The sequence below is a fragment of the Enterobacter sp. T2 genome (assembly GCF_010692925.1).
In the GTDB taxonomy this organism is placed as follows: domain Bacteria; phylum Pseudomonadota; class Gammaproteobacteria; order Enterobacterales; family Enterobacteriaceae; genus Enterobacter; species Enterobacter kobei.
Genome location: NZ_CP048736.1, coordinates 1,565,767 through 1,585,454, shown reverse-complemented (window position 1 = coordinate 1,585,454; position 19,688 = coordinate 1,565,767). Strand labels below are relative to the sequence as shown.

Annotated in this window: 15 protein-coding genes; 4 read left to right on the top strand and 11 right to left on the bottom strand. The window is 53.8% G+C overall.

Annotated features, from left to right (window positions below; genetic code table 11):
* Positions 1 to 101 precede the first annotated feature (101 nt).
* The 4 genes from cmk to G0034_RS07445 form a co-directional block, all read right to left on the bottom strand.
* On the bottom strand, positions 102 to 785 hold the full coding sequence (gene cmk, locus G0034_RS07460; protein WP_013097305.1) for a (d)CMP kinase: 684 nt from the start codon (positions 783 to 785) through the stop codon (positions 102 to 104).
* A gap of 185 nt (positions 786 to 970) precedes the next feature.
* Positions 971 to 2,254 (bottom strand): 3-phosphoshikimate 1-carboxyvinyltransferase, encoded by a 1,284-nt coding sequence (aroA, locus tag G0034_RS07455; RefSeq protein ID WP_045282258.1) that lies wholly within the window; start codon positions 2,252 to 2,254, stop codon positions 971 to 973.
* Positions 2,255 to 2,322: 68 nt separating this feature from the next.
* Entirely contained in the window at positions 2,323 to 3,411 is a 1,089-nt protein-coding gene (gene serC, locus G0034_RS07450) for a 3-phosphoserine/phosphohydroxythreonine transaminase (RefSeq protein ID WP_023332545.1), read from the bottom strand.
* Between the two features lie 162 nt (positions 3,412 to 3,573).
* Positions 3,574 to 4,266, bottom strand: coding sequence for a DUF421 domain-containing protein (locus G0034_RS07445; protein ID WP_023332544.1), 693 nt, complete (start codon positions 4,264 to 4,266; stop codon positions 3,574 to 3,576).
* Positions 4,267 to 4,393: 127 nt separating this feature from the next.
* Here G0034_RS07445 and ycaO point away from each other — a divergent pair, with 127 nt between their 5' ends.
* From ycaO to pflA, 4 genes are all read left to right on the top strand, one after another.
* Entirely contained in the window at positions 4,394 to 6,154 is a 1,761-nt protein-coding gene (gene ycaO, locus G0034_RS07440) for a 30S ribosomal protein S12 methylthiotransferase accessory factor YcaO (RefSeq protein WP_286079236.1), read from the top strand.
* A 406-nt stretch (positions 6,155 to 6,560) separates the two neighbouring features.
* A complete protein-coding gene (focA, locus tag G0034_RS07435) occupies positions 6,561 to 7,418 on the top strand; it encodes a formate transporter FocA (protein ID WP_032637072.1) in 858 nt (285 codons plus the stop codon).
* A 51-nt stretch (positions 7,419 to 7,469) separates the two neighbouring features.
* A complete protein-coding gene (gene pflB, locus G0034_RS07430) occupies positions 7,470 to 9,752 on the top strand; it encodes a formate C-acetyltransferase (protein ID WP_023338210.1) in 2,283 nt (760 codons plus the stop codon).
* 203 nt (positions 9,753 to 9,955) lie between these two features.
* Complete coding sequence (gene pflA, locus G0034_RS07425) at positions 9,956 to 10,696, top strand: pyruvate formate lyase 1-activating protein (protein ID WP_014883212.1); 741 nt, start codon at positions 9,956 to 9,958, stop codon at positions 10,694 to 10,696.
* A gap of 36 nt (positions 10,697 to 10,732) precedes the next feature.
* Here the strand turns inward: pflA and G0034_RS07420 are convergent, their stop codons facing one another.
* The 7 genes from G0034_RS07420 to rarA all read right to left on the bottom strand — a co-directional run bounded on the left by G0034_RS07420 (position 10,733) and on the right by rarA (position 19,679).
* Positions 10,733 to 11,254, bottom strand: a complete 522-nt coding sequence (locus tag G0034_RS07420) for an anti-virulence regulator CigR family protein (RefSeq protein ID WP_023332541.1) — start codon at positions 11,252 to 11,254, stop codon at positions 10,733 to 10,735.
* Between the two features lie 123 nt (positions 11,255 to 11,377).
* Positions 11,378 to 12,526, bottom strand: a complete 1,149-nt coding sequence (locus G0034_RS07415) for an MFS transporter (RefSeq protein ID WP_014883210.1) — start codon at positions 12,524 to 12,526, stop codon at positions 11,378 to 11,380.
* Positions 12,527 to 12,800: 274 nt separating this feature from the next.
* A complete protein-coding gene (locus G0034_RS07410) occupies positions 12,801 to 13,664 on the bottom strand; it encodes a dimethyl sulfoxide reductase anchor subunit family protein (protein ID WP_014883209.1) in 864 nt (287 codons plus the stop codon).
* 1 nt (position 13,665) lies between these two features.
* A complete protein-coding gene (locus G0034_RS07405; RefSeq protein ID WP_014883208.1) occupies positions 13,666 to 14,283 on the bottom strand; it encodes a DMSO/selenate family reductase complex B subunit in 618 nt (205 codons plus the stop codon).
* Between the two features lie 10 nt (positions 14,284 to 14,293).
* Complete coding sequence (dmsA, locus tag G0034_RS07400) at positions 14,294 to 16,738, bottom strand: dimethylsulfoxide reductase subunit A (protein WP_087529469.1); 2,445 nt, start codon at positions 16,736 to 16,738, stop codon at positions 14,294 to 14,296.
* Between the two features lie 212 nt (positions 16,739 to 16,950).
* Positions 16,951 to 18,243, bottom strand: coding sequence for a serine--tRNA ligase (gene serS / locus G0034_RS07395; RefSeq protein ID WP_179120680.1), 1,293 nt, complete (start codon positions 18,241 to 18,243; stop codon positions 16,951 to 16,953).
* A gap of 92 nt (positions 18,244 to 18,335) precedes the next feature.
* A complete protein-coding gene (gene rarA / locus G0034_RS07390) occupies positions 18,336 to 19,679 on the bottom strand; it encodes a replication-associated recombination protein RarA (protein ID WP_023338207.1) in 1,344 nt (447 codons plus the stop codon).
* Positions 19,680 to 19,688 lie beyond the last annotated feature (9 nt).

The following is a 19,688-nucleotide window of genomic DNA, read 5'->3' as shown; positions in this document are numbered from 1 at the left end:
CAGGTTAATATTAACGTCCACCTGGCTCCGTGCCGGATGGGGTTGTTTCACATACCCGCCGTCAATCCATTGCAGCGGGGGTACTGCTAAATCGGTCGCGTTTACGCGAGTGCCAGTTTTTGGCGCGCATATTGTAGCGCTTTTTCAATCACTTGCTCAATAGTTAAACTGGTTGAATCCAGAACTAATGCATCTTCTGCAGGAACAAGTGGCGCGACAGCGCGGTTACGATCGCGATCATCGCGCTCTTTTATCTCGGATAAAAGGCGATCAAAGTTAACACTAAACCCCTTCTCCTGCAACTGAAGCATGCGGCGTTGAGCACGTTCTTCTGAAGAGGCGTCAAGGAAAATTTTTACAGGCGCATCAGGGAATACCACGGTGCCCATATCGCGTCCGTCGGCGATCAACCCTGGGGCTTCGCGGAACGCACGCTGGCGACGTAACAGCGCCTCGCGCACACGCGGGAAGGCCGCAACCTGGGAGGCCGCATTCGCCACTTCCTGCGTACGGATTTCACCGCTCACGTCTTCCCCTTCAAGGATCACTTCCAGGTTGCCATCGGTAGACACAAAACGGACATCCAGGTGCGCAGCCAGCGGTACCAGCGCTTCTTCAGAGGCGACATCGACATGATGATGCAGCGCAGCCAGCGCCAGCACGCGATAGATTGCGCCCGAATCTAAAAGATGCCATTGCAATGCTTCCGCCATCGCTTTGCACAGGGTACCTTTCCCTGCGCCACTCGGCCCATCAATGGTGATTACCGGGGCAACTGCCGTCATCTTTTTCTCCTTAAATAAGGCATACCGTTAACATGAACGCCGCGCATTATACGCGCCAACGTGCGCAACTGTTACCTTTGCGTGCAAATTACGGAATGATTGAAGCAGAGTGTAGAAGAAATGAGCGGAAGTGTTCGTCAGGAAGCGTAAGGAAATGCCGCATCGAAGGATGCGGCATAACGCTATCAGGCCAGCGTACTGATGCGCGCCAGCTGCTCGAAGTAGTCCGGGAAAGTTTTCGCCGTACATTTCGGGTCAAGAATGGTCACAGGCGTGTCGGACAGCGCCACCAGCGAGAAGCACATCGCCATACGGTGATCGTTGTAGGTGCCAATTTCTGCGAACTGCAGTTTTGCCGGAGGGGTGACGCGAATGTAGTCTTCGCCTTCTTCCACCTCAGCCCCCACTTTACGCAGCTCGGTCGCCATCGCGTACAGACGGTCAGTCTCTTTCACGCGCCAGTTGTAGATGTTACGCAGCGTGGTGGTGCCTTTGGCAAACAGCGCAGCCGTGGCAATGGTCATCGCCGCATCCGGAATGTGGTTCATGTCCATATCAATGGCATTCAGCTCGCCGTGGGTACAGGAGATGAAGTCATCGCCCCAGGTGACAGTGGCGCCCATTTTCTCCAGCACGTCGGCAAAACGGATGTCGCCCTGCATGCTGTTGCGGCCAATACCGGTCACCTTCACGGTGCCGCCTTTGATCGCGCCCGCAGCCAGGAAGTAAGAGGCCGATGACGCATCGCCTTCAACCAGGTAATTACCCGGAGACTGATACTGCTGTGCCCCACGCACCACAAAACGCTGATAAGACTGGTTTTCGACCTCGACGCCGAAGGTTTTCATCAGGTGCAACGTGATATCAATGTACGGTCTGGAGACCAGCTCACCTTTAATCGTGATAACCGTATCCTGCGGTGCCAGCGGCGCGGTCATCAGCAGGGCCGTCAGGAACTGACTGGAAACGCTACCGTCCACCTCGACGTCACCGCCGCTAAAGCCCCCGCGCAGACGCAGTGGCGGATAATTTTCCTGCTCAAGATACTCAATCTGCGCGCCACCCTGACGCAGGGCATCGACCAGATGGCCGATCGGACGCTCTTTCATGCGCGGCTCGCCGGTCAGCACGATGTTATTGCTGCCCAGACACAGCGCCGCCGCCAATGGACGCATCGCGGTACCCGCGTTGCCCAGAAACAGCTCGAGCTCTTCACCCGAACGCAGCGCGCCGCCGTTGCCGGTCACTTCACAGCGGGTACGATCGTCAGAGAGAGTGTAATGAACACCCAACGCTTTCAGCGCATTGAGCATGTGGCGTACGTCATCGCTGTCCAGCAGGTTTGTAAGGACGGTGGTGCCGTTTGCCAGAGCTGCCAGCAGCAGAGCGCGGTTCGAGACACTTTTTGAACCAGGCAGATTGATGGTGCCATCTACCCGCGCGATAGGTTGTAACGTCAGGGATTCCATGAAACTTAACTCTCAACTCAACATAATAAAAACCCCGCAGCAGGGCTACGGGGGTGGAAACAGCGCGATTAACCGTGGCGACGTTCGAAGTCGATCATGAAATCGGTCAGAGCTTTAACCCCTTCCAGCGGCATCGCGTTATAAATAGAGGCACGCATCCCCCCCACCACACGATGACCTTTCAGCGCGTGCAGACCTGCCGCGAAGGACTCTTTCAGGAACACGTTGTCCAGGTTGCTGTCTGCCAGCTGGAACGGCACGTTCATGCGGGAGCGGTTAGCTTTCGCCACATCGTTACGGTAGAAATCGCTTTTGTCGATCACGCCGTACAGCAGTTCAGCTTTCTGCTGATTGACCTTGTCCATCTGCGCCACACCGCCGTTTTGCTTCAGCCATTTGAAGACCAGGCCCGAGAGGTACCAGGCAAACGTCGGTGGCGTGTTGAACATGGAGTCGTTATCGTTCAGCACGGTGTAGTCGAGTATTGACGGGCAAGACTTATGGGCTTTCCCCAGGAGATCTTCACGTACAATGACGATTGTCAGGCCCGCAGGACCGATATTTTTCTGTGCGCCTGCATAGATAACGCCGTAGCGGCTGACATCAATCGGGGCAGAAAGAATGGTGGAGGAGAAGTCGGCGGCAACCACAACATCGCTGGCGAAGTTTGGCGTCTCGTCGATGGCAATCCCGTCGATAGTTTCGTTCGGGCAGTAGTGGAGATAGGCTGCGTTATCAGAAAGCTGCCATTCGCTCATGGGCTTCACGGCGCGCAGACCGTCAACGGTCACTTTGGCGTCGATAACGTTCGGCGTGCAGTATTTGTGCGCTTCTTTAACGGCGCTTGCCGCCCAGTAGCCCGCATCAACGTAGTCAGCCGTCGTTTTATCGCCAAGGATATTCAGCGGTACGCCAGCAAACTGGCCGCGTCCGCCGCCGTGACAGAACAATACTTTGTAGTTCGAGGGAATATTCAGCAGATCGCGAAAATCCTTTTCTGCCTCTTCCGCCACCTGAATAAACTCTTTACCACGGTGGCTGATTTCCATCACCGACGTACCGAGACCGTTCCAGTCACAAAGTTCCTGTTGAGCCTGTTTAAGCACGTCTGCCGGTAACATCGCCGGACCTGAACTGAAATTAAAGACTTGAGCCATTTCCCCTCACCACGCTAAAAGCCATAAGTTATAACTGTGGATATCGGTTTTATCATTCAGTGACACGCGCCGCAATGTCTAAAACTTATGACCCGTGAAATGTGGCTCACATCACACAAAACAATCTGCCGCCTCGCCAGGACAAAACCGACAAAATGGCTGTCAAGTGATCCGTTTAGCCCGGCTAACCTTCGTCCATTCTGGATTCGTACAGCGAGGGCATAATTGATGATCGCCTGCCTTCATCACCACCACATGACTACATTTTATACAGGCATACTCGCCCGTATCGGGGACGGTTTTGTATCGCTCAATGAGCATATCCGGCAGGATGCATAACCCCGGCTTCACCTCGTCATCATGATAGTAATACACGCTGATTTGACCGTTCGTTTCCATAATGGCCAGACGCACCTGTCCGAGTTGTTCGACGCTGTTCAGACGCAATTCCATAAAAAATTCGAACTCGGTCATATTGGCACTTTGCACATTTTCCCAGGCCAACTGTCCGTCTTCGACAATCACCACAGGCTTCCCTTCCAGCAGATCTTCCAGCTTTTCGCTCTTCGACATCAGCCACATCACAAGGCGGTACAGCAGCGCCAGCGAGACAAAGACGATAAAGACCGGCACCATCGGCACATCGTCATAAAAGGCGACATCCCCCGCCGCTGACCCCAGCGTGAGGATGATTAACACTTCAAAAAGCGACATCTGCCGCACACCGCGACGGCCAGTAATCTTAAGAAACAGAAAGACAAGAACGAAGGTATACAGGCTCCGCAAAGCCACTTCGCCTAAAAACTCGGGGGGAACTTTATCAAACGCCATCCGCTGGAGATCAAATGCTTTCATTTTTCTATGCCTTAACAGTCAGTTACTGCCACTAAGCATAGCCCAGCCTTTTATTTTCGCCGAAGATAGCACCCGTCACGCAAAACCCGTATCATTGCGCGCTTTACGTACGATAAAAGTGAACGCCATGACTCAAACGTTTATCCCCGGCAAAGACGCCGCTCTGGAAGATTCCATCGCTCGCTTCCAGCAGAAACTGACCGACCTGGGTTTTAACATCGAAGATGCCTCCTGGCTCAATCCGGTGCCCCATGTCTGGTCCGTCCATATTCGCGACAAAGAGTGTGCCCTGTGCTTTACCAACGGGAAAGGCGCGACTAAAAAAGCGGCACTGGCCTCCGCGCTGGGTGAGTATTTTGAGCGTCTGTCCACCAACTATTTCTTCGCTGACTTCTGGTTGGGCGAAACCATCGCTAACGGCCCATTCGTTCACTATCCGAACGAAAAATGGTTCCCGCTGACCGAAGACGATGAACTGCCGGAAGGTATTCTCGACGCCCGCCTGCGTGCGTTCTACGATCCAGAAAACGAACTGACCGCCAGCATGCTGATCGATCTGCAGTCTGGTAACGAAGATCGTGGTATCTGCGCCCTGCCGTTCACCCGCCAGTCTGACGAGCAGACCGTGTATATTCCGATGAACATCGTCGGCAACCTGTATGTGTCTAACGGCATGTCCGCCGGTAACACCCGCAACGAAGCGCGCGTTCAGGGCTTGTCAGAAGTGTTCGAGCGTCACATTAAAAACCGCATTATTGCCGAATCTATCAGCCTGCCTGAAATTCCGGCCGACGTGCTGGCGCGCTACCCGGGCGTGGTGGAGTCCATTGCCAAACTCGAAGCGGAAGGTTTCCCAATCTTCGCCTACGATGGCTCACTGGGCGGAAAATATCCGGTGATCTGCGTGGTGCTGTTTAACCCAGAAAACGGCACCTGCTTCGCCTCCTTCGGCGCGCACCCTGACTTCGGCGTGGCGCTGGAGCGTACCGTCACCGAACTGCTGCAGGGCCGTAGCCTGAAAGATCTCGACGTCTTCACACCGCCAACCTTTGACGATGAAGAAGTGGCGGAGCATACCAACCTCGAAACCCACTTCATCGATTCCAGCGGCCTGATCTCCTGGGATATGTTTAAGCAGGACGCAGACTATCCGTTCGTAGACTGGAGCTTTGCCGGCACCACGGAAGAAGAGTTCGCCACGCTGATGGCCATCTTTAACGCCGAAGATCAGGAAGTCTACATTGCCGACTACGAACACCTGGGCGTTTACGCATGCCGCATCATTGTGCCGGGCATGTCCGACATCTACCCTGCTGAAGATCTGTGGCTGGCGAACAACAGCATGGGCGCGCACCTGCGCGAAACCCTGCTTGCTCTGCCAGGCAGCGAGTGGGAAAAAGAGGATTATCTGAACCTGATCGCCCAACTGGACGAAGAAGGTCACGATGATTTCACTCGCGTGCGTGAACTGCTGGGCCTGGCGACGGGTAAAGACAACGGCTGGTATACCCTGCGTATCGGGGAGCTGAAAGCGATGCTGGCGCTGGCTGGCGGCGATCTGGATCAGGCCCTGGCCTGGACGGAATGGACGATGGAATTCAACCAGTCGGTCTTCTCTGCCGAGCGCACCAACTATTACCGTTGCCTGCAAACCCTGCTACTGCTTTCGCAGGAAGAGGATCGCGAGCCACTGCAATACCTGAACGCTTTCGTGCGTATGTACGGTGCTGAAGCGGTTGAAGCCGCCAGCGCGGCGCTCAGCGGTGAAGAGCCATTCTACGGTCTGCAGGCCGTGGACAGCGATCTGAAAGCCTTCCCGGCGCATCAGTCGCTGCTCAAGGCCTATGAAAAGCTGCAGAAAGCAAAAGCCGCTTACTGGTCAAAATAAGCGCATATAACATTAGCAGCAGTAGGCGTATTCAATCGTCTGGGCTATATTACGGGGCAATTTCATTGCCCCGTTTTTTATTTTTTTCGGTAATGATTGCTGATTGTAATAATAAAGTTAAACATGGGTAAATATAATAATCTTTACCCGGGCTTTATTGTTACTTTTTATGGTAAATACTCCATATTAATTAACTGTTTCGGAGGGGGCCGAACGAAATAATTCAACTCTTTTCATAACTTTTAAAATTTATTTTTATACGGATAATCAATCACTTACTCCGCATTTGCTGTAAAACCATACACACTGCGGGCCTATAAGCCAGGCGAGATATGATCTATATCAATTTCTCTTCTATAATGCTTTGTTAGTATCTCGTCGCCGACTTAATAAAGAGAGAGTTAGTGTGAAAGCTGACAACCCTTTTGATCTTTTACTCCCCGCCGCGATGGCAAAAGTTGCCGAAGAAGCGGGTGTCTATAAAGCAACGAAACACCCGATGAAGACGTTCTATCTGGCGATTACTGCTGGTGTGTTCATCTCAATCGCTTTCGTCTTCTACATCACCGCCACCACCGGTACTGCCGGAATGCCTTTCGGCATGGCCAAACTGATTGGCGGCATTTGCTTCTCACTGGGTCTGATTCTTTGCGTCATCTGCGGTGCCGACCTCTTCACCTCAACGGTGCTGATTGTCGTGGCAAAAGCCAGCGGAAGAATTACCTGGGGTCAACTGGCGCGCAACTGGCTTAACGTCTACGTTGGCAACCTGATTGGCTGTCTGCTCTTTGTTCTGTTGATGTGGCTTTCTGGCGAGTACATGACCGCCAACGGCGGCTGGGGGCTTAACGTCCTGCAAACCGCCGACCACAAAATGCACCACACATTTATCGAAGCCGTTGCTCTCGGCATCCTTGCAAACCTGATGGTCTGCCTGGCGGTCTGGATGAGCTATTCTGGTCGTAGCCTGATGGATAAAGCCATGATTATGGTTCTGCCGGTTGCGATGTTTGTTGCCAGCGGCTTTGAGCACAGTATTGCGAATATGTTCATGATCCCGATGGGGATTGTTATCCGCAACTTTGCAAGCCCGGAGTTCTGGACCGCAATTGGTTCATCCCCGGAAAGTTTCTCTCACCTGACTATTATGAATTTCATTACTGATAACCTGATCCCCGTCACTATCGGGAACATTATCGGTGGGGGTCTGTTAGTTGGGTTGACATACTGGGTCATTTACCTGCGTGGCGACGACCATCATTGATGGTTATCTCAGGCAGTAAATAAAAAATCCACTTAAGAAGGTAGGTGTTACATGTCCGAGCTTAATGAAAAGTTAGCCACAGCCTGGGAAGGTTTTGCGAAAGGTGACTGGCAGAATGAAGTCAACGTCCGTGACTTCATTCAGAAAAACTATACCCCGTATGAAGGTGACGAATCCTTCCTGGCTGGCGCAACTGACGCGACCACCAAGCTGTGGGACAGCGTAATGGAAGGCGTTAAACTGGAAAACCGCACTCACGCGCCAGTTGATTTTGACACCTCCGTTGCTTCCACCATCACTTCTCACGATGCTGGCTATATCAACAAAGCCCTTGAGAAAATCGTTGGTCTGCAGACTGAAGCACCACTGAAACGCGCAATCATCCCGTTCGGTGGTATCAAAATGGTTGAAGGTTCCTGCAAAGCGTATAACCGCGAGCTGGACCCAATGCTGAAAAAAATCTTCACCGAATACCGTAAAACCCACAACCAGGGTGTATTCGATGTTTACACCAAAGACATTCTGAACTGCCGTAAATCTGGCGTTCTGACTGGTCTGCCAGATGCGTATGGCCGTGGCCGTATCATTGGTGACTACCGTCGCGTTGCGCTGTACGGTATCGACTTCCTGATGAAAGACAAATACGCGCAGTTTGTTTCCCTGCAGTCTGACCTGGAAAACGGCGTAAACCTGGAAGCAACTATCCGTCTGCGTGAAGAGATTGCTGAACAGCACCGTGCGCTGGGTCAGATCAAAGAGATGGCGGCTAAATACGGCTGCGATATCTCTGGTCCTGCAACCAACGCCCAGGAAGCTATCCAGTGGACCTACTTCGGCTACCTGGCCGCTGTTAAGTCTCAGAATGGTGCAGCAATGTCCTTCGGCCGCGTATCCACCTTCCTGGATGCGTACATCGAACGTGACCTGAAAGCAGGTAAAATCACCGAGCAAGACGCTCAGGAAATGATTGACCACCTGGTCATGAAACTGCGTATGGTTCGCTTCCTGCGTACCCCAGAATACGATGAACTGTTCTCTGGTGACCCAATCTGGGCAACCGAATCTATCGGTGGTATGGGCGTTGACGGCCGTACGCTGGTCACCAAAAACAGCTTCCGCTTCCTGAACACCCTGTACACCATGGGTCCTTCTCCGGAGCCGAACATCACCGTTCTGTGGTCTGAAAAACTGCCTCTGAACTTCAAGAAATTCGCCGCTAAAGTGTCCATCGACACCTCTTCTCTGCAGTACGAGAACGATGACCTGATGCGTCCGGACTTCAACAACGACGATTACGCTATCGCTTGCTGCGTAAGCCCAATGGTTGTTGGTAAACAAATGCAGTTCTTCGGTGCGCGTGCAAACCTGGCGAAAACCATGCTGTACGCAATCAACGGCGGCGTTGATGAAAAACTGAAAATGCAGGTGGGTCCTAAGTCTGAGCCAATCAAAGGCGACGTGCTGAACTATGACGAAGTCATGGAACGTATGGATCACTTCATGGACTGGCTGGCTAAACAGTACGTCACTGCGCTGAACGTTATCCACTACATGCACGACAAGTACAGCTACGAAGCCTCTCTGATGGCGCTGCACGACCGTGACGTTATCCGCACCATGGCGTGTGGTATCGCAGGTCTGTCCGTTGCTGCTGACTCCCTGTCTGCAATCAAATACGCGAAAGTTAAACCAATTCGTGACGAAGACGGCCTGGCTGTAGACTTCGAAATCGAAGGCGAGTATCCGCAGTTTGGTAACAACGACGCTCGCGTTGATGACATGGCGGTTGACCTGGTAGAACGTTTCATGAAGAAAATTCAGAAACTGACTACCTACCGTAACGCTATCCCGACTCAGTCTGTTCTGACCATCACTTCTAACGTTGTGTATGGTAAGAAAACCGGTAACACCCCAGACGGTCGTCGTGCTGGCGCGCCATTCGGACCAGGTGCTAACCCAATGCACGGTCGTGACCAGAAAGGTGCGGTAGCCTCTCTGACCTCCGTTGCTAAACTGCCGTTTGCCTACGCGAAAGATGGTATCTCTTATACCTTCTCCATCGTGCCAAACGCGCTGGGTAAAGATGACGAAGTGCGTAAAACTAACCTCGCGGGTCTGATGGATGGTTACTTCCACCACGAAGCGTCCATCGAAGGTGGTCAGCACCTGAACGTGAACGTAATGAACCGTGAAATGCTGCTCGATGCGATGGAACATCCTGAGAAATATCCTCAGCTGACCATCCGTGTATCTGGCTACGCAGTACGTTTTAACTCCCTGACTAAAGAACAGCAGCAGGACGTTATCACCCGTACTTTCACTCAGTCCATGTAAGTGGAATTGACTGAAATCACGCGTTAAAAGGCGTACAATAAAGGCTCCACGCAAGTGGGGCCTTTTTAACACCCTCGCTTCATCAGTCTCTTTTGTCCGCTATCTATACTGAATGGATAACAGCCAAAACAGACTCGACATAGCCTTTGAGCTGTGCAACTACATAGGCCCCCGGATGGGCCAAATTCGGAGATCTCACCGCAATGTCAACTATTGGTCGCATTCACTCCTTTGAATCCTGTGGCACCGTCGATGGCCCGGGTATCCGCTTTATTACCTTCTTCCAGGGCTGCCTGATGCGCTGCCTGTACTGCCACAACCGCGACACGTGGGACACTCATGGTGGGAAAGAAGTCACCGTGGAAGATCTGATGAAAGAGGTGGTGACCTATCGCCACTTTATGAACGCGTCCGGCGGCGGCGTGACCGCATCCGGCGGCGAAGCCATTCTTCAGGCTGAATTTGTCCGCGACTGGTTCCGCGCCTGCCGCAAGGAAGGCATTCACACCTGTCTCGATACCAACGGCTTCGTGCGCCGCTACGATCCGGTTATTGATGAACTGCTCGAAGTGACCGATCTGGTGATGCTCGATCTCAAACAGATGAATGATGAGATCCACCAGAATCTGGTTGGCGTTTCCAACCACCGTACGCTGGAATTTGCGAAATACATTGCCGACAAAGGCATCAAAACCTGGATCCGCTATGTTGTTGTTCCCGGCTGGTCAGATGATGACGACTCTGCGCACCGCCTGGGGGAATTTACCCGCGACATGGGCAACGTCGAGAAAATTGAGCTTCTGCCCTATCACGAACTCGGCAAACATAAATGGGTGGCGATGGGTGAAGAGTACAAACTTGATGGCGTGAAGCCACCGAAAAAAGAGACGATGGAGCGCGTGAAAGGTATTCTTGAGCAGTATGGCCACAAGGTCATGTATTAAAGAAAAGGCCCGGTGAGAACCGGGCCTTTTTAAATTCTATTTAAAGACGCCGTTAATAACGGAAGTCACAATCGCCGTACTCAGCGCAATTAAGACCAGATCGTCACCCACCACGCGCCATTCATAACCTGGGTAGGATGGAAGCTGGCCAAGCATAGAGGCTGGCACGGTTTTCTTCGCAATACCCGGAGGAAGTGGTTTACCGCGGGCCAGGTTTTTCGCAATACCCGGAGGCAGAGACTCATAGCCCGTTAAGCCGTAATTCAGTGCCAGGTGACGGGCATGATCGAAGCTCACGCGAGCGTCAACATCATTGCCGACATCTTTGCTGCTTTTAAAGCTCTTATCAGATTTCCCTGGGTTATCCTGACCGCTATTTTGCTTATTACCATGGTTACCAGAGTTCCCGTTACCATGATTGCCGCCATTACCTTGTCCGCCACCGTTGCCGTGACCACCGCCATTCCCGTTTCCTGGATTAGCCATGACCGGAGCCGCTGCAAACGTTAAAGACAACACTACGGCAAGTGCGGTAGTGGAAAAACGACGTTTAGACATGATTGTTGCCTTTTAGTGGTAGAACTCATTTGAATTATCGCCGGGCGGGGAAAACAAACAATACGTAAAAGTCTTATATATGACAGGGACAAAAAAGCCTGTCATTGACAGGCTTTTATTTAATCAGGCGTGCGCCACAGGCGTTGGATGCTCGCCTGCTTTGCGCAGCAGCATTAAGAGATAAATAAACGACACGCTGGCGATCATGATAAACAGCAAATTGTCAGAATAACTCTGCATCAGCATCGCGGTAAATGTTGGTCCCAGCAGGCTGCCGATGGTATAGCTTAATAACAGCGCCTGGTTCATCGCCACCAGCTGGTGATGTTCAACTTTCTCACAGGCCCACGCCATCGCGACCGGATAAAGCGTGAACCCCGCTGCCCCAAGGATAAACAGCGCTGGGGCCATCGCGGCGTTGCTGAGCATAGCAAGACAGCCCATGATCACCACAAAGACCTGAACGCGCAGCACCAGCAGGCGACCGAAGCGATCGGCCAGGCGGCCAATCGGCCACTGTCCGACAATCCCCGCGCTCACCATGACCGCCATCCAGAAACCAATCCCGGCATCGCTGACGCCCTGATGGTTCAGGTAGAGCGGCATAAGACCATAGAGCGAGCCCAGAACAATCCCCGAGATAATACAGCCATTAACTCCCAGACGCGCCTGGCGCAGCCTCAGCATCGGCCAGATGTGGGTCGCTTCCTGATGCTCACTTTTCTGGTTCACGATACGCGTAAAGAGCAGCGGCAGGATCGCCGCCAGCACCATACCGGTTACCCATGGCAGCACGCTCATCAGGTCCGTTGGCAGTTTGCTGACCATCAGTTGTCCCAGCACGGTGCCCACATAGTAAACCATCATATAGGCTGCCAGCAGGCGTCCGCGGTTACGTGACGTACCGCTGCACATCAGCGCACTTTCAACAACCACCCAAATCATCGCGCAACCGACACCGGCGATAAAGCGCCACGCCATCCAGCTCCAGAAGCCGACCATCAGGCCCAACCCGGCACACCCGGCGGCGAAAATCAGCGAAGCCAGATAATAGCTGCGATTAAAGCCAAAGCGTTTAATCAGACTACCGGTTAATAATGTGCCCAGCAGGTTCCCGGTGAAAAAAGACGAGCTAACCATACCCACCTGCCAGGTTGGTAAGTTTTCATGGGCGAGCCACAGCGGGACGAGCGTATTCAACACTGCAATCGCCAGGGTCAGCAGAAGCAGGCCACAGAGCAACAGTAGCACTGGCCGGGTATAGGTGGTCATGGATTAAAAACCGTGAGGAAGTTCAGATTTCGTGCGCATCATGCCACTGGCAAAAACAAAGTCAATCCACTGATTTAGCCGGCTCGCACGATATGTTCCCTGTCGATTTAAAAAACTTATCCTGCTAATGCAGTGCCTGCTATAGATATTAATTATGTCTCTGTTTTTATTTATTAATGGTAAAAATTAAAACAAAACATCAGTCGAAAAATTTCATGAATGAAAAAAGAAAAGCCGGGCGCTATGTCCCGGCTTTTTATAACAAAAAATAAGATTAGCTGGCGATGGCCATACCGACCGTCATATGCAGACCATAAAAGACGCCACGACCAATCAACTCCCCTGCCAGCACCAGCACAAAGGCCAGTGATAACAACGGCAGAGCAGGCTGGTAGCCTTTTAGCTGAGGCGCGATCCAGAATACCAACGCCGCTACCAGCAGCACGATACGCCAGGCCATCAGAGAACCGTAATCCGGCACCAGCGCAGAGGCCTGCTGAATGGAGCTATGAATTGTGGCCAGCTCAGCACCCTGCATCAGAGCAACGATTGCACTCACTACCAGCGCCAGCAGCGATACGGCTGGCAGCAAACGCATTGCCCAGCCGTCTACCCCCGCCACGCGCAACAGCAGATAGCCGAGCAGCGGCCCGCCGATAAACATCGTCAGGAAGAAGCTCATTGGCGTCCAGACGCTGTACCAGGTAGGGACGGTATCAATGGTGTTATAGACACGCACCATCATCCATACAAACACCACGCCCAGCACCATGGTCACGATCAGCCAGAGGCTACGCAGACCTGCAGGCAATTTTTTAAGCGCTGCCAGCAACCAGCCCAGCCCGCCGATGGCGAAGAAAATCGCCCCGCTGGCAATCTCGTTACTGAGGGACGATGCCCCCACGCGGTTAAGCGAGTTAAACGCGCGCATTGGTGAGCCCAGGTGCAGCGTAGAGGCGATAAAACCAATCCCCATCAGCACCCACAGGCCAAACATGCTCAACACTAAACGCTGCTGCTGTTCAGCAGTGAGTTGACCTTTCAGCAGTGCCAGCGCGAGCACGATGAAGCCACCCGCCACGCACTGACCAAAGACCGTGAAGATCATCAGCGGCCATTCATGCCATCCACTTCCCATCTCACACCTCCTTCGGGTTTGCCAGGTAGCCGGTGGTATCACCTGTAGGACGGCTGTTGGCGTTAGGTTTAATCACAATACTTGGCTTCGTGAAGTGCGCAGACGGCAGCGGTGCTACCGCAGCAAGCTGACCATGTTTTTGACGCAGTTCTTCAATAGGGCCAAAGTCCAGCGCGCGCAGCGGACAGGACTCGACGCAGATCGGTTTTTTGCCATCCGCGACGCGAGAGTGGCAGCCGTCGCACTTGGTCATATGCCCTTTGGCGGCATTGTACTGAGGCGCGCCGTACGGGCAGGCCATATGGCAGTAGCGGCAGCCGATACAAACATCTTCATCCACGACCACGAAACCGTCTTCACGCTTGTGCATCGCCCCGCTCGGACAGACCTTCGTACAGGCCGGGTCTTCGCAGTGGTTACAGGCAATCGACAGGTAATAGGCAAACACGTTCTGATGCCAGACACCGTTATCTTCCTGCCAGTCGCCTCCGGCGTATTCGTAGATGCGACGGAAACTCACGTCTGGGGTGAGATCTTTGTAATCTTTACAGGCCAGCTCGCAGGTTTTGCACCCGGTGCAACGGCTGGAATCAATGAAAAATCCATACTGGGTTGTCATCGGTTACTCCTTAAACCTTTTCAACCTGAACAAGGTTTGTGTGAGACGGGTTGCCTTTCGCCAGCGGCGACGGACGCTGCGTGGTCAGTACGTTAATGCTGCCTGCCTGATCGATGCGGTTGGCATCAGGGCTGTACCATGCCCCTTCTCCCAGCGCCACGACGCCTGGCATCATGCGTGGCGTGACTTTGGCTTCAATGTGTACCTCACCGCGGCCGTTGAAGATGCGCACGCGATCGCCATTGTTAATGCCACGCGCTTTCGCATCCATCGGGTTGATCCACATCTCCTGGCGGCAGGCGGCTTTCAGAACGTCGACGTTACCGTAGGTGGAGTGAACGCGCGCTTTATAGTGGAAACCGGTCAACTGCAGCGGGAATTTCGCCGTGAGCGGATCGTTATAGTTTTCGAATCCTGGCGTGTAGATCGGCAGCGGATCGATAACGTCCCCCTCCGGCAGCTCCCAGGTAGACGCAATTTTTGCCAGTTCTTCGGAGTAGATTTCAATTTTGCCCGATGGCGTAGTCAGCGGGTTCGCCTGCGGATCTTCGCGGAACGCTTTGTAGGCAACGTGATGCCCTTCAGGATCGCGCTGTTTGTACATGCCCTGCTTGCGGAAGGTATCGAAATCCGGCAGGTCTGGGATGGCTTTGCGGGAGAGTTCATGCAGATGGCGCATCCAGCCTTCCTGAGTACGTCCCTCGGTAAACTGCTGCTCAACGCCCAGACGCTTCGCCAGCTCGGAGGTCATCTCATAGATGGTTTTGCACTCGAAGCGCGGTTTGATCGCCTGATCGGTGAAGATCACGTAAGACATGTTGCCGCAGGAGGCATCCAGCGCGAAGTCCATCTGCTCAGACGCGGTGCAGTCCGGCAGCAGAATGTCGGCGTATTTTGCCGAGGAGGTCATGTGGCAGTCGATCACCACAATCATCTCGCACTTCTTGTCGTCCTGCAGGATTTCATGAGTGCGGTTGATTTCCGAATGCTGGTTGATAAGACAGTTACCGGCGTAGTTCCAGATCATCTTGATCGGCACGTCCAGCTTGTCCTTACCGCGCACGCCGTCGCGCAAGGCGGTCATTTCCGGGCCACGTTCAATCGCATCGGTCCACATAAACATGGAAATGCTGGTTTGCACCGGGTTGTCCAGCGTTGGCATACGTTCAAACGGGACTTCATATGAGCCTTCACGCGCACCAGTGTTACCGCCATGAATACCCACGTTGCCGGTCAGAATGGAGAGCATGGAGATTGCGCGGGTGGCAATTTCACCGTTCGCATGACGCTGCGGTCCCCACCCCTGGCTGATATAGGCCGGTTTGGCTGAGCCAATCTCACGCGCCAGTTGAACAATACGCTCGACCGGAATACCGGTGATGGTGGACGCCCACTCCGGCGTTTTCGCCACGCCGTCGCTGCCCTGACCGAGAATATACGCCTTGTAGTGGCCATTAGCTGGGGCACTGGCTGGCAGGGTTTTCTCGTCATAACCGACGCAGTATTTATCCAGGAACGGCTGATCGACGAGATTTTCAGTGATCATCACCCACGCCAGCGCGGAGACCAGCGCGGCATCGGTACCTGGGCGGATTGGGATCCACTCATCTTCGCGTCCTGCACCGGTGTCGGTATAGCGCGGATCGATAATGATCATGCGGGCATTGGATTTAGCACGCGCCTGTTCGAGGTAGTAGGTCACCCCGCCGCCGCTCATACGCGTTTCACCCGGATTGTTCCCGAACAGAACGACCAGCTTGCTGTTTTCGATATCAGACGGGCTGTTGCCGTCTGCCCAGCCACCGTAGGTGTAATTCAGTCCTGCGGCGATTTGTGCAGAGGAGTAGTCACCATAGTGGTTAAGATAACCGCCGCAGCAGTTCATCAGACGCGCCACCAGCGTTTTTCCCGGTGGCCAGGAGCGGGTTAGCGTGCCGCCCAGCGTTCCGGTACCGTAGTTCAGGTAGATGGATTCGTTGCCATACTCTTTGATCAGCCGCTGCATATTGGTGGCGATAATATCGTAGGCTTCATCCCAGCTAATGCGCTCGAACTTCCCTTCCCCACGTTTACCCACGCGCTTCATTGGGTACTTAAGACGATCCGGATTATAGACGCGACGACGCATGGAGCGGCCACGCAGACAGGCGCGAACCTGGTGTAACCCTTCGTAGTTATCGTCCCCGGTATTGTCGGTTTCGACATATTTTATTTCGCCATCCACTACGTGCATACGCAGCGGGCAACGGCTACCGCAGTTTACCGTACAGGCACTCCACACCACTTTTTCCGGGACTGAGACCGGGGATAGTGCATCCGCCGCTGACGCCAGTCGGGTAAAAGGGAGCGTGAAAGCGCTGCTGGCTACAGCCAGGCCGCCTATTGCCGTGGTTTTCATCAAACCACGGCGAGTGACCTCGGCAGCCAGCAATTCTTCAGGCGCGTTGATTTTCATAGAGACTCACTTTGGTTGCTCACAAAGAAAAGAGAGGCGGCACAAACCGCTATGTAGTTTTATATATAACGAAATTATTCGTTATCAGCTTTTTCTGCTGACTTTCATTCGGAGGAGTATTACTACTTTAGAGGCAGGGGGTATTGCGTCGTATCAATTCACAGGCATAAAAAAAGCGCCCGAAGGCGCTTTTTTTGTTTTGAGGCACATATTTAGCCGATGTACTGCTGACCTTTCATGTATGGGCGCAGCACTTCAGGGATCTCAATACGGCCATCTGCCTGCTGATAGTTTTCCAGCACGGCAACCAGCGTACGCCCCACAGCCAGACCAGAGCCGTTCAGGGTATGCACCAGACGGGTTTTCTTGTCAGATTTACTGCGGCAGCGTGCCTGCATGCGGCGCGCCTGGAAATCCCAGACGTTAGAGCAGGAGGAGATTTCACGGTAGGTGTTCTGCGCAGGTACCCACACTTCCAGGTCGAAGGTTTTGCAGGCACCAAAGCCCATATCACCGGTACACAGCGCCATACGACGATACGGCAGGCCCAGCAGCTCGAGGACTTTCTCGGCGTGACCCGTCATCTCTTCCAGCGCGTTCATGGAGTCTTCCGGACGAACAATCTGCACCATCTCGACTTTATCGAACTGGTGCATACGGATCAGACCACGGGTGTCGCGGCCATAAGATCCCGCTTCAGAACGGAAGCACGGAGAGTGTGCGGTCAGTTTGATCGGCAGTTCGTCTTCGTCGATGATCTCATCACGCACGAGGTTAGTCAGCGGCACTTCTGCGGTAGGGATCAGCGCATAGTTGCTGCTGTCTGCTTCTTCATCCAGCGGACGGGTATGGAACAGGTCGCCGGCAAATTTCGGCAGCTGACCCGTGCCGTACAGCGTATCGTGGTTGACCAGATACGGGACGTAGGTTTCGCTGTAACCGTGCTGCTCGGTGTGCAGATCCAACATGAACTGGGCCAGCGCACGGTGCAGATGGGCAATCTGGCCTTTCATCACCACGAAGCGAGAACCGGTCAGCTTAACCGCGGCCGCAAAGTCCAGACCCGCGTGCATTTCGCCCAGCGTGACGTGATCGCGCACCTCGAAGTCGAACTCGCGAGGCGTACCCCAGCGTTTCACTTCAACGTTGTCGTTCTCGTCTTTGCCGACAGGCACGCTGTCGTCAGGAATGTTCGGGATTGCCAGCGCAATATCGCGAATTTCGGCCTGAAGAACGTCCAGCTCGGCTTTCGCCTGATCCAGCTCTTCACCCAGTTTGTTCACTTCCAGGCGTAATGGCTCAATATCTTCCCCGCGCGCTTTCGCCTGGCCAATGGATTTCGATCGAGAATTACGCTCTGCCTGCAGATTTTCAGTTTGTACCTGCAGAACTTTACGACGCTCTTCAAGAGCGCGCAGCTTATCTACATCCAGCTTAAAGCCCCGGCGTGCCAGTTTTTCAGCGACTGCGTCTGGCTCATTACGCAGCAGATTGGGATCGAGCATGCTTATCCTGTGCTTATCGAATTAAAATAGGAAAATGTGACCACAGCCTGCGGTCACAAGGATACTATGCCAACATTACCGCAACGATCGAACTAACGGTAGCGTTTTATAGGGCTATTTTGATCCTGTCCGGCGAGCCAGGTGAGCTTTTCACCAATCTTGCCCTCAAGACCTCTGTTTGTAGGGTGATAATAGCGGGTTTGTGCCATTTCCTGCGGAAAATACTCCTCCCCGGCGGCATAGGCGTTGGGCTCGTCATGTGCATAGCGATACTCCTGCCCGTAGCCCATCTCCTTCATCAGTTTGGTTGGCGCGTTGCGCAGATGAACCGGCACATCGTAATCCGGGCGTTCACGTGCGTCCGACATCGCGGCCTTAAACGCGGTATAGACAGCATTGCTTTTCGGCGCGCAGGCCAGATAGACAATCGCCTGCGCAATCGCACGCTCGCCTTCTGCCGGGCCCACGCGGGTAAAGCAGTCCCAGGCAGAAAGGGCAACCTGCATGGCGCGCGGGTCAGCATTGCCGACATCTTCTGAGGCAATGGCCAGACAGCGGCGCGCTACGTACAGCGGATCGCCACCCGCGGTGATTATGCGCGCGTACCAGTAAAGCGCCGCATCCGGGGCGCTGCCGCGGACGGACTTATGCAACGCCGAGATCAGATCGTAGAAACGATCGCCTTTATTATCAAAACGCGCGCTGCGCTCACCGGCAATTTCGGTCAGGAGTTCCGGCTTCAGCACCCGCTTTCCGGCATCATCCACTTCGGCCATATCGGCCATCATTTCCAGGGTATTCAGCGCGCGGCGTGCATCGCCGTTAACCAGCTCCGCAATCGCCCTGCGCGTTTCGTCAGGCAGAACGATATCCTGCCCGCCGTAGCCGCGTGCTTTATCGTCCATCGCCTGGGTCAGAACCTTTTCGATATCCTCGGTGGTCAGGGATTTGAGCAGGTAAACGCGGGCGCGAGAGAGCAGCGCCGAATTCAGTTCAAACGAGGGGTTTTCGGTGGTCGCGCCGATGAAGAAAATTGTGCCGTCTTCGATATGCGGCAGAAAAGCATCCTGCTGGCTCTTGTTGAAGCGGTGAACTTCGTCGACAAAGAGGATGGTGCGGCGCCCGGCATTACGGTTCTGGCGCGCGCGCTCGATTGCCTCGCGGATCTCCTTTACGCCGGACGTGACCGCCGAGATACGTTCGACGTCAGCGTTGGCATAGCGGGCAATCACTTCAGCGAGGGTCGTTTTACCGGTCCCGGGTGGTCCCCAGAGGATCATGGAGTGCAAATGCCCGGCCTCAATGGCCCGCGGCAAGGGTTTCCCCGCAGCCAGCAGGTGCTGCTGGCCGATGTACTGCGCTAAATTTTCTGGCCGCATACGAGCGGCCAGAGGTTGAAACGCATTATCTGAAAAATCGAGCGACAGATTGCTCACTCATGCCTC

Coding starts and splice junctions, on each gene's coding strand:
- cmk (WP_013097305.1), bottom strand. CDS start 785: ATGACGGCAGTTGCCCCGGTAATCACCATTGATGGGCCGAGTGGCGCA.
- aroA (WP_045282258.1), bottom strand. CDS start 2,254: ATGGAATCCCTGACGTTACAACCTATCGCGCGGGTAGATGGCACCATC.
- serC (WP_023332545.1), bottom strand. CDS start 3,411: ATGGCTCAAGTCTTTAATTTCAGTTCAGGTCCGGCGATGTTACCGGCA.
- G0034_RS07445 (WP_023332544.1), bottom strand. CDS start 4,266: ATGAAAGCATTTGATCTCCAGCGGATGGCGTTTGATAAAGTTCCCCCC.
- ycaO (WP_286079236.1), top strand. CDS start 4,394: ATGACTCAAACGTTTATCCCCGGCAAAGACGCCGCTCTGGAAGATTCC.
- pflB (WP_023338210.1), top strand. CDS start 7,470: ATGTCCGAGCTTAATGAAAAGTTAGCCACAGCCTGGGAAGGTTTTGCG.
- pflA (WP_014883212.1), top strand. CDS start 9,956: ATGTCAACTATTGGTCGCATTCACTCCTTTGAATCCTGTGGCACCGTC.
- G0034_RS07420 (WP_023332541.1), bottom strand. CDS start 11,254: ATGTCTAAACGTCGTTTTTCCACTACCGCACTTGCCGTAGTGTTGTCT.
- G0034_RS07415 (WP_014883210.1), bottom strand. CDS start 12,526: ATGACCACCTATACCCGGCCAGTGCTACTGTTGCTCTGTGGCCTGCTT.
- G0034_RS07410 (WP_014883209.1), bottom strand. CDS start 13,664: ATGGGAAGTGGATGGCATGAATGGCCGCTGATGATCTTCACGGTCTTT.
- G0034_RS07405 (WP_014883208.1), bottom strand. CDS start 14,283: ATGACAACCCAGTATGGATTTTTCATTGATTCCAGCCGTTGCACCGGG.
- dmsA (WP_087529469.1), bottom strand. CDS start 16,738: ATGAAAATCAACGCGCCTGAAGAATTGCTGGCTGCCGAGGTCACTCGC.
- serS (WP_179120680.1), bottom strand. CDS start 18,243: ATGCTCGATCCCAATCTGCTGCGTAATGAGCCAGACGCAGTCGCTGAA.